Origin of the sequence: Bartonella sp. AA83SXKL (assembly GCF_042196965.1) — a bacterium.
Lineage (GTDB): Bacteria > Pseudomonadota > Alphaproteobacteria > Rhizobiales > Rhizobiaceae > Bartonella.
In genome coordinates, this window is sequence record NZ_JBHIRG010000005.1 from 1 (window position 1) to 15,954 (window position 15,954).

At 38.1% G+C, this 15,954-nt stretch carries 12 protein-coding genes, 1 tRNA gene and 2 pseudogenes; 5 read left to right on the forward strand and 10 right to left on the reverse strand.

Annotation, left to right across the window (positions count from 1 at the left end; all coding sequences use genetic code 11):
* From ACFINO_RS03620 to rpsL, 4 genes and pseudogenes are all read right to left on the reverse strand, one after another.
* Positions 1-76: pseudogene (locus ACFINO_RS03620) on the reverse strand (elongation factor Tu); the annotation flags it as partial.
* Positions 77-138: 62 nt separating this feature from the next.
* The gene (gene fusA, locus ACFINO_RS03625; protein WP_375655072.1) at positions 139-2,223 is read right to left on the reverse strand and encodes an elongation factor G; all 2,085 of its coding nucleotides are present in this window, start codon (positions 2,221-2,223) and stop codon (positions 139-141) included.
* A 24-nt stretch (positions 2,224-2,247) separates the two neighbouring features.
* Positions 2,248-2,718 carry a 30S ribosomal protein S7 gene (gene rpsG, locus ACFINO_RS03630; RefSeq protein ID WP_375632907.1) on the reverse strand — a complete coding sequence of 157 codons (471 nt, stop codon included), beginning with the start codon at positions 2,716-2,718 and terminating at the stop codon, positions 2,248-2,250.
* Positions 2,719-2,736: 18 nt separating this feature from the next.
* On the reverse strand, positions 2,737-3,108 hold the full coding sequence (gene rpsL, locus ACFINO_RS03635; protein WP_005773262.1) for a 30S ribosomal protein S12: 372 nt from the start codon (positions 3,106-3,108) through the stop codon (positions 2,737-2,739).
* 488 nt (positions 3,109-3,596) lie between these two features.
* Here rpsL and xth point away from each other — a divergent pair, with 488 nt between their 5' ends.
* The 5 genes from xth (at position 3,597) to ACFINO_RS03660 (ending at position 7,780) form a co-directional block, all read left to right on the forward strand.
* Positions 3,597-4,379 (forward strand): exodeoxyribonuclease III, encoded by a 783-nt coding sequence (gene xth, locus ACFINO_RS03640; protein ID WP_375655073.1) that lies wholly within the window; start codon positions 3,597-3,599, stop codon positions 4,377-4,379.
* Between the two features lie 124 nt (positions 4,380-4,503).
* Positions 4,504-5,409 (forward strand): transporter substrate-binding domain-containing protein, encoded by a 906-nt coding sequence (locus ACFINO_RS03645; protein ID WP_375655074.1) that lies wholly within the window; start codon positions 4,504-4,506, stop codon positions 5,407-5,409.
* A 141-nt stretch (positions 5,410-5,550) separates the two neighbouring features.
* The gene (locus ACFINO_RS03650; protein WP_375655075.1) at positions 5,551-6,303 is read left to right on the forward strand and encodes an amino acid ABC transporter permease; all 753 of its coding nucleotides are present in this window, start codon (positions 5,551-5,553) and stop codon (positions 6,301-6,303) included.
* A 2-nt stretch (positions 6,304-6,305) separates the two neighbouring features.
* Positions 6,306-7,022 (forward strand): amino acid ABC transporter permease, encoded by a 717-nt coding sequence (locus tag ACFINO_RS03655; RefSeq protein ID WP_375655076.1) that lies wholly within the window; start codon positions 6,306-6,308, stop codon positions 7,020-7,022.
* Between the two features lie 11 nt (positions 7,023-7,033).
* Complete coding sequence (locus ACFINO_RS03660) at positions 7,034-7,780, forward strand: amino acid ABC transporter ATP-binding protein (protein ID WP_375655077.1); 747 nt, start codon at positions 7,034-7,036, stop codon at positions 7,778-7,780.
* Between the two features lie 102 nt (positions 7,781-7,882).
* Here the strand turns inward: ACFINO_RS03660 and ACFINO_RS03665 are convergent.
* The 6 genes and pseudogenes from ACFINO_RS03665 to ACFINO_RS03690 form a co-directional block, all read right to left on the reverse strand.
* Positions 7,883-8,674: pseudogene (locus ACFINO_RS03665) on the reverse strand (tetratricopeptide repeat protein).
* Positions 8,675-9,818: 1,144 nt separating this feature from the next.
* Positions 9,819-12,542 carry a valine--tRNA ligase gene (locus ACFINO_RS03670; RefSeq protein WP_375655078.1) on the reverse strand — a complete coding sequence of 908 codons (2,724 nt, stop codon included), beginning with the start codon at positions 12,540-12,542 and terminating at the stop codon, positions 9,819-9,821.
* 148 nt (positions 12,543-12,690) lie between these two features.
* Complete coding sequence (locus ACFINO_RS03675) at positions 12,691-13,245, reverse strand: DUF2497 domain-containing protein (RefSeq protein WP_375632919.1); 555 nt, start codon at positions 13,243-13,245, stop codon at positions 12,691-12,693.
* 252 nt (positions 13,246-13,497) lie between these two features.
* Entirely contained in the window at positions 13,498-14,790 is a 1,293-nt protein-coding gene (locus ACFINO_RS03680) for a TolC family outer membrane protein (RefSeq protein WP_375655079.1), read from the reverse strand.
* Between the two features lie 66 nt (positions 14,791-14,856).
* Complete coding sequence (locus ACFINO_RS03685) at positions 14,857-15,531, reverse strand: protein-L-isoaspartate O-methyltransferase (protein ID WP_375613722.1); 675 nt, start codon at positions 15,529-15,531, stop codon at positions 14,857-14,859.
* A gap of 220 nt (positions 15,532-15,751) precedes the next feature.
* Positions 15,752-15,825, reverse strand: a tRNA-Cys gene (locus tag ACFINO_RS03690).
* Positions 15,826-15,954 lie beyond the last annotated feature (129 nt).

Genomic DNA, 15,954 nt, shown 5'->3' on the forward strand with positions numbered 1-15,954 from the left:
TCTTCCCATGATCAACGTGACCAATCGTACCAATATTAACATGCGGTTTTGTTCGTTCAAACTTGCTCTTCGCCATTTGAGCTCTCCATTTTCTGTCCAAGCCAAGGACTAAGTTAAAAATTAATTACCAACCTGAAATTACGCGTATTTCTTTTGAATCTCCAAAGCAACAGCTGAAGGCACAGGCTCGTAATGATCAAACTGCATTGTATACTGCGCACGCCCCTGACTCATAGAGCGAAGAGTATTCACATAACCAAACATATTTGCCAAAGGAACCATTGCATTCACAACCGTTGCAATGCCGCGCGCTTCAGTTCCTGAAATCTGCCCCCGACGAGAATTGAGATCACCAATAACATCACCAACATAATCATCTGGAGTAACAACTTCCACCTTCATGATCGGTTCAAGAAGCTGTGCACCAGCCTTCTTTGCCCCATCACGAAAAGCCGCACGAGCAGCAATCTCAAAAGCCAAAACCGAAGAATCAACATCGTGATAGCCACCATCAATGAGAGTCGCTTTTACACCAAGCATAGGAAAGCCCGCAAGAGGACCTGACCCCATAACACTCTCAATCCCTTTTTGGACACCGGGAATATATTCTTTAGGAACAGCACCACCAACAATCTTTGACTCAAAAATAAAGTCATCACCATCATGAGGCTCAAAAACAATTTTCACACGAGCAAATTGACCTGCACCACCCGATTGTTTCTTATGCGTATAATCAATTTCCGCCATTTTAGTAATTGACTCACGATAAGCAACTTGAGGCTGCCCAACATTTGCTTCAACCTTAAACTCACGCCGCATACGATCAACAATAATATCAAGATGAAGCTCACCCATTCCAGCTATAATAGTCTGACCAGATTCCTCATCCGATTTAACACGAAATGAAGGATCTTCGGCTGCTAGACGGTTAAGAGCAATACCCATTTTTTCTTGATCTGCTTTTGTCTTCGGTTCAATTGCAATCTCAATAACAGGCTCTGGAAATTCCATCCTCTCCAAAATAACAGGCTTCAAAGGATCACAAAGAGTATCCCCTGTTGTCGTCTCCTTAAGTCCTGCAAGAGCAACAATATCACCAGCAAAAGCTTCTTCAATATCCTCACGAGAATTTGAATGCATTTGAAGCATACGCCCCAAACGCTCTTTTTTCTTTTTCACAGTATTCTCAAGAGAAATACCTTTCTGAACTTTACCTGAGTAAATACGACAGAACGTCAATGAACCAACAAAAGGATCATTCATAATTTTAAAAGCAAGCATAGATAACGGAGCATCATCAGAAGATTCGCGTGTCGTCTCAGCCCCATCCTTTACATCAATACCCTTAATCGCCGGAATATCAATTGGAGAAGGAAGATAGGAAACAACAGCATCCAAGAGTGGCTGCACCCCCTTGTTTTTAAAAGCCGTACCACAAAGAACCGGATGAAACTGAACTTCTACTGTCCCCCTACGAATGAGAGAAACAAGCTGCTCGTTGGTTGGCATAACACCTTCCAAATAAGCCTCTGTCGCAGCTTCATCAACCTCCACAGCCATCTCAATCAATTTCTCGCGATATTCTTCAGCTTTCTCCTTTAACTCAGAGGGAATTTCACTTATCACTGCCGAGGCACCAATAGAACCATCCCACTTTAAAGCCTTCATTTCTACAAGATCAACAACTCCTTCAAAGTCATTTTCAGCACCAATCGGCAACTGCAAAACAAGCGCTTTAGCACCTAACCGAGAACCAACCATCTCCACACTACGATAGAAGTCAGCTCCTATTTTGTCCATTTTATTAACAAAAACCATACGAGGCACGCGATACTTCTCAGCTTGCCGCCAAACAGTTTCCGTTTGAGGCTCCACACCAGCATTTGCATCCAACAAGGCTATTGCACCATCAAGAACACGCAAAGAGCGCTCAACTTCAATCGTAAAATCAACGTGCCCTGGCGTATCAATAATATTAAAGCGACGCTTCCGACCATCTTGCCCTTCCCAAAATGTCGTTGTTGCAGCAGACGTAATCGTAATACCACGCTCCTGCTCCTGCTCCATCCAATCCATTGTAGAAGCGCCATCATGGGTCTCGCCAATTTTATGATTCTTACCGGTATAGAACAGAATACGTTCAGTCATCGTAGTTTTACCAGCATCAATATGCGCCATAATACCAAAATTACGATAATCTTCAATTTTATATTCGCGAGCCATTATATTTGCCTTAGTTTAAAACTTCTACCAGCGATAGTGAGAAAAAGCACGATTAGCTTCAGCCATACGATGAACATCTTCACGCTTTTTCACGGCAGAACCACGATTATTAGCCGCATCCATCAATTCACCAGATAAACGCTCAACCATCGTCGTTTCATTTCGACCACGTGCCGCCGCAATCAACCAACGAATAGCAAGAGCCTGACGACGATCAGGACGAACATCAATCGGAACTTGATAAGTAGCGCCACCAACACGGCGTGAACGAACCTCAATATGAGGAGCAATATTCTCTAAAGCTCGATGAAATAGAGCCACAGGATCTGTTTTTACTCTTTTTTCCACAGAATCGAGCGCACCATAAACAATACGCTCTGCAACTGATTTTTTACCATCAAACATAATGGCATTCATAAATTTCATAATAACCAAATCACCAAATTTGGGATCTGGATTAATCTCACGCTTTTCTGCTCTATGACGACGGGACATTAGCTTTGTCTCTCAATATTATTTTGGACGCTTTGCGCCATACTTTGAACGACGCTGTTTACGATTCTTGACACCCTGCGTATCAAGTAAACCACGAATAATGTGATAACGAACTCCTGGCAAATCTTTCACACGACCACCACGAATCATTACAACAGAGTGCTCTTGAAGATTATGTCCCTCTCCAGGAATATAACCAATTACCTCAAATCCATTCGTCAAGCGAATTTTAGCAACTTTACGAAGAGCAGAATTAGGTTTCTTCGGTGTTGTTGTATAAACACGCGTACAGACACCACGCTTCTGCGGATTCGACTGCAGAGCAGGAACCTTATTACGTTTAACTGGCGCCACACGCGGCTTGCGAATCAACTGGTTTACGGTAGGCATGCAACCTTCCTCTTTTCGATCTACATTCGTCTCACCCAATCGGGCTTTTCTATTTTTATTTCTATCCACCCCAACAGAATCGGAACAGATATCTAAGTCTATACACAAAATCGGGCACACCTGCAAAAAACAGTTTACCCGACCATAAGCAGAGAAGGCAATAGCCTTTTGCACTAGCATTTGCTTTTAATCTTCTTAACACCTGTGAATGATCCGGTTCATATCCAAAACACCTGATTACATTCACATCGGTTATATCCATCTCTAATAGCGAGAACACGTACATTCGTCAAGAACTAAACAGCAGAAAGTTTTTAAAAATGAAAATAAATTAAATTTTAAAACTTTAAATTTGCTTTTATTGCTACTCTTGATAAATCAATTTACCATAGTAATATCCCCTATAAATAAAAAAGTAGCGATGTGACTGTAGTAAAACATACATGCAGTAAATTGAATTGCATATTGGATATCTAATGATGAGCGCCATGAAAATAGCAACGTGGAATATTGCCGGGATAAAAGCACGACATGAAACATTATGTCAATGGCTGCAGCAAAGCCAGCCGGACATAGTCTGTTTACAGGAAATTAAAAGTATCGATGAAAGTTTTCCACGCGATGCAATTGAAAGTTTAGGTTACCATATAGAAACACACGGACAAAAAAGTTTTAATGGCGTTGCGATTCTCTCTAAAAAAACACCAGATGAAGTGATCCGTCGATTACCAGGCAATGATAATGATAAACAAACACGTTACATTGAAGCTGTTTATTCAACAAACAAAGGTGTTGTTCGTGTTGCATCTCTCTATTTGCCAAATGGGAATCCTATTGAGAGTGAAAAATATTCCTATAAGATAGAATGGATGGAAAGATTATATACACATGCAAAATCATTACTTACGTATGAAGAACCTCTTATTCTAGCAGGTGATTATAATGTCATCCCCACTCCATTAGATGCAAAAAAACCTCAAGAATGGTATCAAGATGCCTTATTTCTTCAAGAAACAAGAAAAGCATTCCAACGTATTCTTCATTTAGGTCTTTACGATGCTATCCGGAATGTCACCGATACTCCCTCCTTCAGTTTTTGGGATTTTCAGGCAGGTGCCTGGCCTAAGAATAATGGGATTCGCATTGATCATTTATTATTATCACCAGAAGCTGTTGATCAATTAATTTGCGCTCATAGCCAAACAGAAGTAAGGGGATATCAAAAACCATCCGACCACGTTCCTGTTTGGATTCACCTTAATATCAATTAAGAAAGTAAAATCCTCATTTCATGAGACAACAAAAAAATTCCACTCAAAAATAATAACTATGCTACAGCATATAAACAGTATATCTTAAGCAAATAAAATAAAAATAAATGAATGGAGGACATAAATGAAGAAATCATTATTAATGCTTATTGCAGCAACGGCCATTGGATTCTCAAGTTTCGCGCATGCTGAACATGATACTCTTGAAAAAATAAAACAAACAGGTGAAATTACTTTAGGTGTCCGTGAATCATCTGGTTTAGCCTACGCCCTTGGTAATAATAAATATGTAGGTTTTCATACAGAAATGGCAGAACGGATCATTGATGATATCTCAAAAAAAATTGGTAAACCAATTAAAATTCATTATCTTCCCATCACTTCTCAAAATAGAATTCCTCTCTTAAAAAATAAAACCTATGATTTTGAGTGCGGCTCAACAACACATGATATTGCCCGCAGTAAAGAAGCAGCATTTGCTTATACGACATACATTGAAGAGGTTCGGATTGCTGTAAAGAAAAACTCTAACATTAAATCTCTTGAGGATTTAAATGGAAAAACAGTTGCAACGACCACCGGTACAACATCTGTTCAACTTATTCGTAAAAATAAACGTGCAAAAAACATTCAGTTTAAAGTTTTAAAGGGGAAAGATCACGGAGATAGTTTTTTATTATTAGAATCTGGTAAGGCAGATGCTTTTGTCATGGACGCTTCAATTCTTGCTGGACATATTGCTAAATCAAAGAATCCATCTGATTATGTCATTCTTGATACTGTACTTTCAGTCGAACCTATTGCCTGTATGCTCAGATTAAATGACAAAAAATTTGAACAAACAATCAACGATAGTATCGTACGTCAGATTAAAGATGAATCACTGGAAAAGCTTTATAATAAGTGGTTTATGAAACCGATCCCACCTGCTAACACTGTTATGAACCTTCCCTTGTCAAAACAAACAAGATATGCTTGGGATCACCCAAATAATAAGCCTCGAGAAAGCTACGCAGAAAAAGATTTATAGAATTTAATAAAGAAGAACCACACTCTTTTGAAATTGAGTGTAGTTTATATTTTAATTCACTTTTTAATAAATTTGGCCTATGTAGATGCGCTTGGTTTATTGCCCTATTTGTGAATGACTAATTTGAGGGAATATCAATTAATGGACTTTTCTTTCCTTTGTAGAGATGACCTTACTCAAACATTCGTAACAGGATGCTTGGGAACTCCCGGTGTGAGCCATACCTATTTAGATACACTTCTCGATGGCTTTAAAAATACGGTTATATTGTCTATCACTTCACTTATCTTAGCTGTATTGTGTGGTGTTATTATAGGAACAATGCGCACTTTACCCAAAACATCCATAATCAATTATATATTTCGCACTATCGGTACTATTTGGGTAGAGATTATGCGTAATATTCCCCTCCTTGTACAAGTGTTTTTGTGGTATTTTGTTGTTCCGAAGATTTATCCACCAGCGATGAAATTTTCCCCCATTCTCTTAATAACGTGCGCATTGGGATTCTTTACATCTGCACGCATTGCTGAACAGGTTCGTTCAGGCATTGAAGCGATTCCTTCTGGACAACGCTATGCTGCTATGGCAATGGGGTTTACAACTTATCAAAGTTATCGCTATATTATACTACCACGTGCTATACGTGCAATTATGCCACCTCTTACTTCAGAAGCAATGGGGATTGTGAAAAATTCGTCTATAGCATTCGCCGTTTCAATAAATGAGCTCATGCAATTTCAATACCAAGCAATTGAAGAGGTAAGCCATGTTTACGAAAATTATTTACTTGTTACGATCCTTTATATTCTAATAGCCTTATTCGTATTCATTGTGATGACAGTCATTGAACAAATACTCAAAATTCCTAATTTTCAAATAAAGGGAATTTGAATATGATGAATTTCATAAGCTCTCAGTTTGGACTTTATTTTCCTTTCAATTTTTCCGACTTTGATTTTTCCTTTTTTACCTTTGATGTATTTCGTTCTTACATTTTATCAGGTTTACTCTTTAGCGTTTTTCTAACTCTTTTTGCAACGATATTGGGGTTTGTTTTCGGCACACTTTTAGCAATGATGCGCCTTTCTTCCATAAAACTTCTTTCTTGGTTTGCAATCAGTTACATAACAGCTATGCGTTCAATACCACTTGTGATGGTTATCTTATGGTTTTTCGTGCTTCTGCCTTTTTTAACCGGTATATCCATTGGTGCAAATAAATCAGCACTCATTACCTTTACCGCATTTGAAACGGCTTATTTTGCTGAGATTATGCGTGCTGGAATCAATTCAGTTCCGCAAGGACAAAAATATGCAGGACAAGCTCTTGGAATGACATATTGGCAAAGTATGTACATTGTCATTCTTCCTCAAGCCTTTAGAGATATGCTTCCAGTCTTTTTAACACAAGTTATTATCCTTTTTCAGGATACAACCCTTGTTTATGCCATCAGTGGTCATAGCCTTTTGAATGGTTTTGATATTGCTGCTAATAATTTTGGTGTAAAGCAAGAAGCTTATATCTTAGCAGCTATTTTCTATTTTGTTATCTGTTTTACACTGTCACAAATAGTTTTGTATTTACAAAAAAAAGTATCCATTATTCGCTAACAGGAAAAAAAATGTCTAATCATATGATCGAAATAAAAAATGTTTCTAATTGGTATGGCGAAATTAAAGTCCTTAAAAACTGTACAACCAACATTAATAAAGGAGAAGTCGTTGTCGTTTGTGGTCCATCAGGCTCAGGAAAGTCAACACTCATTAAAACTATTAACGCTCTCGTCCCTTTTCAAAAAGGTGAAATTTGGATTAATGGAATACCTGTTCATTCAAAAAAAACGAATCTGCCTAAATTGCGAAGTCAGGTAGGAATGGTGTTTCAACACTTCGAGCTTTTCCCCCATTTATCTGTCACAGAAAATTTGACAATTGCACAAATCAAAGTCCTAAAACGAAGCAAAAAAGAAGCACTTGAACGTGGATTGTTATATCTTGAGCGCGTTGGCCTCATTGAACACAAAGATAAATATCCTGGTCAACTTTCTGGAGGGCAACAACAACGTGTTGCTATTGCACGTGCCTTAACTATGGATCCACTTGTCATGCTTTTTGATGAACCAACATCTGCTCTAGATCCTGAAATGGTAGGTGAAGTACTCGATGTCATGATTAGCTTAGCAGAAGAAGGTATGACGATGATTTGTGTAACCCATGAAATGGGATTTGCACAAAAAGTCTCTGAGCGTGTTATTTTCATAGATCAAGGAACAATTCTTGAAGACTGTTCATCTAAAGAGTTTTTTTCTGATCCGCAAGCAAGAAAACCGAGAACGCAAGAATTTTTGTCTAAAATCCTAAATCATTAGCCATTAGATTATCAAAAAAAGCTATCTTTACTATGAACTTGTATACAAGAAAACAGAGTTTAATATAAGATAAGAGAATGTAAAAATATTACAATCAGATGTTTAAAAACTGTTATTCTTTAAAATCTCAGCAACCAGTGAAATTGCTGTACGTCTCTCAGATTCATTACAAAGAGCAAAAGCCTGTTCTTGCAAAGGATGAATCCAATTTTTGTCTTTTACGTTAGCTTTTTCATAGGCAGCAGTTAACATTACTGCCCCACGGACAATTTTTCCTTCTTGAAGCAGTATATTTCCAAGCATTGCTTGGGCAGAAGGATTTCCTTTTTTTGCTGAAAGTTGAAACCATCGTGTTGCTTGTATAAGATTCTTCTCCCTTCCCTCTCCCTTTAAAAATATTTTTCCTAAATGATACTGAGCTTTAGGATTTCCATAGTTTACCGCAGCCTGCATATAAAGATGAACAGCATAAGAAGGATCAGGTTTCACAGGTGATTGAGGAATACCTTTTTTATATATCTCGCAAGTTTAACCAATGCATCAGAAACATAACTTTCATCCTCTGAACCAAGATCAGCACCTTTTTCAACAATATATGCAAAAAAATTATATGCCTTATAATCATTTTTAGGGACACCATCACCGTTTGCATAGATAGAGCCAAGTTTCCAATTCGCACCAATATGGACTCTCTTAGCAGCACAACGTAATGCTACAATAGCCTGATTTACATGCCCATTTTTATAAGCAGACATGCCACGTTTAAAAAAATAAAACGAACCATCATTCGCTTCTTGCAAGCTATTGACATCTATTACATAAACAGTCGAAAAGAATCCCCCCTAAAATCACAACAATCGTGACTTTTTTCCATATCTGAAACCTATTAACCATTTCCCTCCTATCTCAATTTTAATGATTATATCTGTTACAAATTTCTTTGTAGATATTTAAACTCTTTTTCTTAGTAAGAAGCATACGCGATTTTAAAGTAAAAATTTAAAAAAAAAAGACAAATAGATAAAAATCATCCAAAATGTTCGATAAAATTAAGTATCCATTTTTATATACAACAAATTGATTTTTAAATATAAATCATCATTCTATATTTTGTAACACATCCTTTAACATTCTAAGCTTTATCGATCTTAAAATTTTATACGTATGAGTAAAAATCGTTCAATAAAATAACGTGTATTAAACAGCAACTTGAGAATGAAGAGAATACATGATGAATGGTAAGCGTTTAAATATAAAAAACAATACAAAAGATGGATAAATATAATGATGATAGTTAACTTATAACTTCACGACTGCCTTACCACCTTAAAGATGAAGTTTTTTGTCTCCGTCAATCTATAAACAATACAAGCTTTTTGTTTAACGGATTGCACCTGACATCATTTCACATGGGGTTACTTCATACTTTACACACAAGTTCTACCTCAGAATACTCACCACTACATACAAAAAAATACCACATGTGTAATTTTACATGCCTTATATTGCTACTCTAAATGATGATATTTTACAGAAATAAAACAATGTTTTGATTTATAATGATAATTTACCTTTTTGCATATTGAATGAGGACCTCGAATATCGCAAGATTCTCTCATTCCAAACCTGTTCCATGTTAAATCAATCAAAACCATCCGCTTGCACATTACAAGCAGAGAGAGCTATGTGGATAAAAACTCTGTGTAAGAAAGAACTAAAAATGCCTCTTACGAACGGTTTGAGCTAAGGGTTGTCCGGATATTGGACAGAATGGTGCCCCCCCCCGGCGCTTGTTACTTCACAAGCATAAAGAAGGGGAGCTCAATGGATTTACCGTTATAGCATTCATGATTTCCGTCGTGAAATAGGCTCGAGTACCTTAAAAGATGTTCCTTTAATGATAAACATAAAACAATGGATTTCAGTAGAGATTTTATGATCGTTCATGAAAAACTAACAAAAGAAAAAGTTTCTTTAAAGAAGATCTACACCAGCCCTAATGGTATGAAATCATCCATCAAAAAATAAAAAGTTGAAATCAATCCAACCGCTCTAAAGCAACAAATATCTTCTTCTGCGCTGCACGCAGTTCTACAACCCTGTTCCGTTCACGCTCAACAATTTCTGCTTTTGCATTTGCTATAAATTGGGGATTGTTTAACTTAAGCGATATTTTTTCAATATCTTGTTCAATTTTACTGACATCCTTCCTTAAACGAACACGTTCAGCCTCCAAATCAATCAACTGTCCTAATGGTAAACAAAAAACAGCCTCTCCCAAAATCATTTGTGCCGATACTTCCGGAACTTTATCAGAGAAATCAATAACTTCAATACGCGCTAATTTTTTAAGAAGTGCATCATAACGCTTCACACGCTCTCGCGTTACTTCCCCTCCTTCGACAACAACAAGAGGTGCTTGTGTCGCCACTGGAATATTCATTTCAAAACGTACAGACCGAATCCCCGTGACGACATCAATAAGCCAATTAATATCATCAGCAGCTTCTTCATCTATCAATGTTTCCTCTGGCCATTTTGTCAATGCGAGCATATCCTCACGTTTGATGGCTTGCGTTTCTGTAAGAGACCACAACTCTTCCGTCATATAAGGCATAAAAGGATGAAGAAGTTTATAAACTTCATCTAAAACCCAAGCAGTACAAGCTTGAGCCTCATTTTTAGCATCTTCATTTTCCCCCTGAAAAATAGGTTTGAGAAGCTCCAAATACCAATCACATAATGTATTCCAAATGAAACGGTAAAGAGTGGCAGCTGAATCATTAAATTTATAGTGTTCAATACCAGTCGTAACTGCTGAAATTGTTTTAGATAACTCTGTTAAAATCCAACGATTAAGCGGCAATTTTGCTTGTTCTGGTTTAAAAGTTGGATCATGCTTCACACCATTCATCTGTGCAAATCGGGTAGCATTCCACAATTTCGTAGCAAAATTACGATAACCAGCAATACGGGAAACATCAAGTTTTACATCACGACCTTGTGCTGCCATAATAGCTAAAGTAAACCGAAGTGCATCAGCACTATATTGATCAATAAGCTCTAAGGGATCAATAATATTTCCCTTTGATTTTGACATCTTTGCACCCTTTTGATCCCGTACAAGAGCATGCACATAAACCGTTGGGAAAGGAACGTCACCCATAAAGTGAAGTCCCATCATCATCATACGAGCAACCCAGAAAAAAATAATATCAAATCCTGTCACAGATAAAGATGTTGGGTAAAAAGTAGATAATTCAGTCGTTTTATTTGGCCATCCTAATGTTGAAAAAGGCCAAAGAGCTGATGAAAACCAAGTATCTAAAACATCCGGATCACGGATTAATTCAACAACCTCACCATAATGAGCAAAAGCTGAATCTAAAGCCTCTTTTTCACTTTTTTCAACAAAAACCGTTCCATCAGGACCATACCAAGCAGGAATCTGATGTCCCCACCATAATTGGCGAGAAATGCACCAAGGTTGAATATTTTCCATCCAATTGAAGTACGTCTTTTTCCAGTTATCGGGAACGAACTGCGTTTTGCCTTGTTGAACAGCCTCTATCGCTGGCTTTGCTAATTCAGTAGCATGAACATACCATTGATCCGTCAAAAAAGGCTCAATAGGGACACCACTGCGATCTCCATGAGGAACCATATGGGTATGATCATCAACAGAAGCTAAATATCCCTGTTCTTCCATCAAAGAAACAATCTTCTGGCGAGCAACAAAACGATCAGATTTATCGAGATTTTCTACTAACATTTTTAATTCATCTGATAAAATCAAACCATCGAAAAATGCTTCATTTTCACGAAGAAAAATCTCGGCTTGCTGGGTAAAAGTATTGATCAAGCGTAAATGATTACGCTGTCCTACTTCAAAGTCATTAAAGTCATGAGCTGGTGTGATTTTTACAGCACCACTTCCAGCTTCAGGATCAGCATGGCTATCACCAACAATTAATAACCTACGACCAACAAGCGGCAAAAGAGCATTTTTACCGATAAGATTTTTATAACGCTCATCTTCAGGATTAACAGCAATTCCTGTATCACCAAGCATTGTTTCTGGTCGTGTTGTCGCCACTGTTATAAAAGTTGTCGCATCATTTGGATCAAAAATTTTACCTTCAAGTGGATATCTAAAGTGCCACAAACGTCCTTGAACTTCTTTTTGCTCAACTTCAAGATCTGAAATAGCTGTCAACAATTTAGGATCCCAATTGACGAGGCGCTTATCCCTATATATCAACCCTTGCTTATAAAGCGTGACAAAGACTTCACGAACCGCCTGCGACAACCCCTCATCCATTGTAAACCGCTCACGCGACCAATCACATGAAACCCCAAGGCGACGCAACTGGTTTGCAATAACGCCTCCAGTTTCATAACGCCATTCCCAAATACGCTCAATAAACTTTTCTCTCCCCATTTCTTGACGCGTTGGCTCTTGGCGTTCTGCAAGTTGACGCTCCACTACCATTTGCGTAGCAATCCCAGCATGATCCATACCAGGCTGCCACAACACATTTCTGCCACGCATCCGCTGAAATCTAACTATTATATCTTGAATTGTCGTATTGAGCGCATGCCCCATATGAAGTGAGCCCGTAACATTAGGAGGAGGAAGCATAACGCAAAAAGGTTCTGCACCGCTTTTAGAACCAGCTCCCGCTTTAAAAGCCCCACGAGTCTCCCATCTCTTTGCAACCCGTTGCTCTATAGAGGCAGCATCATAGTTTTTTTCTAACATTCTATCCATCCATAACGCCGCTGAAAAACACAATATATGATCAAAACCTGATCAGAATCTCGTGAATCTCAGCCATTCACTAGAGAGCTCGCAAAATCGCAGACAAAATTCTCATAAAATGAAAAACATAAAAATAATGTAAAAATAATTAAGACGATTTTTTAATCGCCTTCATAATCTCTTCACGCAAAATATCTTCCAGCAAAATAGGCAATTTAGACTGTAACCATTCTGCTATAGCAGGACGCAACACATCCTTTGCAATCTTTTCTGCAGAAGAAATACAATATGCAGACAATTCCACATGACCATCCCTTCCAGCGTCTGACTGTGATTTCCTTATCTCATCTTCATATTCTTTTGCTTTATAAACAGAATTCCGTTCTTCAGAAGAAAGCTTCATCTTTTGCATATCCATACCAACTGTATTATTTTCTGCCTCTATATCCTCTTTCTCTTGCGTTATCTTCCCTCCTTGATTTTCAGAAGAAAGACCAATACGATCAGCTAAAGCTTTCATAGCATCATCAACCGATAAGGTTGTATCATAAATACCCTCGGATGCCACTTCTGAAGCATTCACTGCAACATCTTCATTTAAAAAGTGATCAGATTGAACCGCATTTTCTTCGATTATTTCACGAATAGATGTTAAAATTTCATCCATACTTGGCTCACGTAACACGCTTGAACTCTGTACCATACTTTACAACCTCTCAAAGACGCAACAACAAATAGAATCATATTTTCAGTGTATGCAAAAGAATTATAAGATCAACATGCCTCCTACGATATTTTCAAATATGCTTGTCATAAAGAGGGCGCTACACACAGTTTTCTACACTTATAAAAATAATATCTCGCCGCAATATCTTTCAACATATTCAATTGTTGATTTACTAAGCTTTTAAAAACTAAAATAATTTAATAAGATTCAAAGAGATACTTTTATGTATTATCGGATATATTTAATTGTTTTTAAACCTAAATAACTTGCAGTCAATTTACCAATAGAAGATTGAACACTATAGCTCGCCACAACAGCATTACGCTCTGCCATTGCAAGCGCAATCTGAGCATTAATCAATAGAGTACGAGAATTTAAAACATCCAGCGTCGTTGCTTGCCCTACGCGATTTTCTTGAACACGACCTTTCAGAGCAATTTCAGCAGCACGAACACTTTCACGGTAAGCAATAACAGATGAGCGTGCGCCCTCCAACTGAAACCAAGCAGAAGTAAGTGCTTGTCGCGTATTACTATGCGCCAAATCGAGTTGAAGCTGCGCCTGTCCAAGCTGTTCCCTTGATTGGCGAATTTGCGCAGACGTACGCCCTCCTTCAAAGATTGGGACACTTACTGACAACACTATCGATTTAGAAATGCCATCTTCTCCAACCCCGCTGTAGATTCGATTATAAGATGCAGTTGCAGAAAAATCAACTTTAGGGAGCAATGCCCCTTCTTTCGCCTTTACATTATAAACACTCGCATCGACTAAATATTTAGCATAAAGGATTGCTGGATGCATCACAACGCTCATTTGGTAAGCCATATCAAGGTTGACGGGAAAATCTTTGGCTACAGGTGGGCGTTTTAACTTTTCAGGATCAGAACCAATAACTTGTCGATACACTGCCTCTGCTGCTTTTACATCAGCACGAGCAAGACTCAGCTCTGAAACCGCCACGGAACGTGCAGCTTGAGCTTGAGCAAGATCAACATGCCCTCCTTCACCCACATCAAATTTTGCTTTATTGGAACGAACTTGTTCCTCAAGAGCTGCCAAATTTTCTCTCCGAAGATCGGCAACACGACGTGCGTGATAGACATTAGCATAAGCGGTCACCGCCTCCAGAAACGTATTTTGTTCAACATTACGAAGATATTCACGCTGAGCCTGCAACTTAACTTGAGCTGAAGAAAAGATATTTTGCGTGATAAAACCATCAAATAATCTTTGATTTAATCTCACTCCTATAGATCCAGAAGTGACATAAGGACCTGTAAAAGACTTATTGCGCCCATAGTTCCCAACTCCCTCAACTTGTGGCAATAGCCCCGATCGCGCAATGACAACATCATCACTGGATATACGCACAGCTGCACGTTCACTATTCAACTTAGCATTATATTTATAAGCCTTAGAAAAGGCATCCATCAATGTTTCAGCACAAACAGCCTCTGATAGAAAAACACTCAACACCAGCAATAAACACGCCTGAAACTTCTTGTTTACTCTAAACATAATACACACAATAACAAACCCCAAATAAATTACAAAATTATCTTTTATTCACAAAACAAACAAGCACTAAAACACAAAACCAGGTGTTTTGAAAAAACAAGGAAGAGGCTTTACAGCGAGGTTAAAAGCACGACGAGCCGAGATGATCCCATCTTCTTTTATATAGATTTGTGCAACAGCAGCATTTCCATGCCCTTCAACCACAACAAGACGTCCACAGTCTTTCATTTGATCAAAGATACCTTGAGGAATAAAATCAACAGATCCCTCAATGAAAATCACGTCATAAGGTCCCTCAACGGCATATCCTTTCTCTAATGGACCATGAACGACAACCACATTATCACATTGATTCCGTTCTAAAGCTTCAAGAGCACGTTCAAAGAGAGATTTATCACTTTCCAGCGCAATCACAGACCCTGCAAGTTTTGCAAGCAACGCTGCACAATAACCACTATTTGCACCAATATCTAAAACAACATCTGATGATTTTACAGCGGCAAGCTGTAGTAATTTCGCTAGAGACGCAGGTTTCATCAAATAGCGTGCAGGAACCCCATCTTGCTCTGGACATAGAACAATATCAGTATCAAGATAACTTAACACTTTCATATCTTCCGATACAAAATCTTCACGAGATACCGTTAAAAAGGCTTCAAGAACTGATAAATCCGTTACATCGACTGTACGAATTTGATTGTCAACCATTTTGCGACGAAGCTCAGCAAAATCTGCAACCATAACGAATATTTTCTCCTAACCTACAAAAAACAAACAAAACAGCGACAATAAGGGATAAAGATCTCTTAAACTATGGGCGTTACAAAAAAGGATACTACAGTCAACAATTAGATTTTAACTGTATAATCTCTCATACAAAAGTGTCTTCACAAGAATAGAGGGAAATAATCTATTTTCCTATACCTCATCTCCCTTAAAAGCCGTTTCGTTTAAAATCGGCTGGAGGCCTCGCCCGGAATCGAACCGGGATACAAGGATTTGCAGTCCTCTGCGTAACCATTCCGCCACGAGGCCTCGTCAACAAACATAAAGGTTTCAATAAGGGAAGGCAACGCATCCGTCAAGGTGTAGAAATATTCTCTCGCCTTTTTTCCTCTTATTACACAATTTATCATATTTTTTTAAAAAAAGTAATTTTATCCT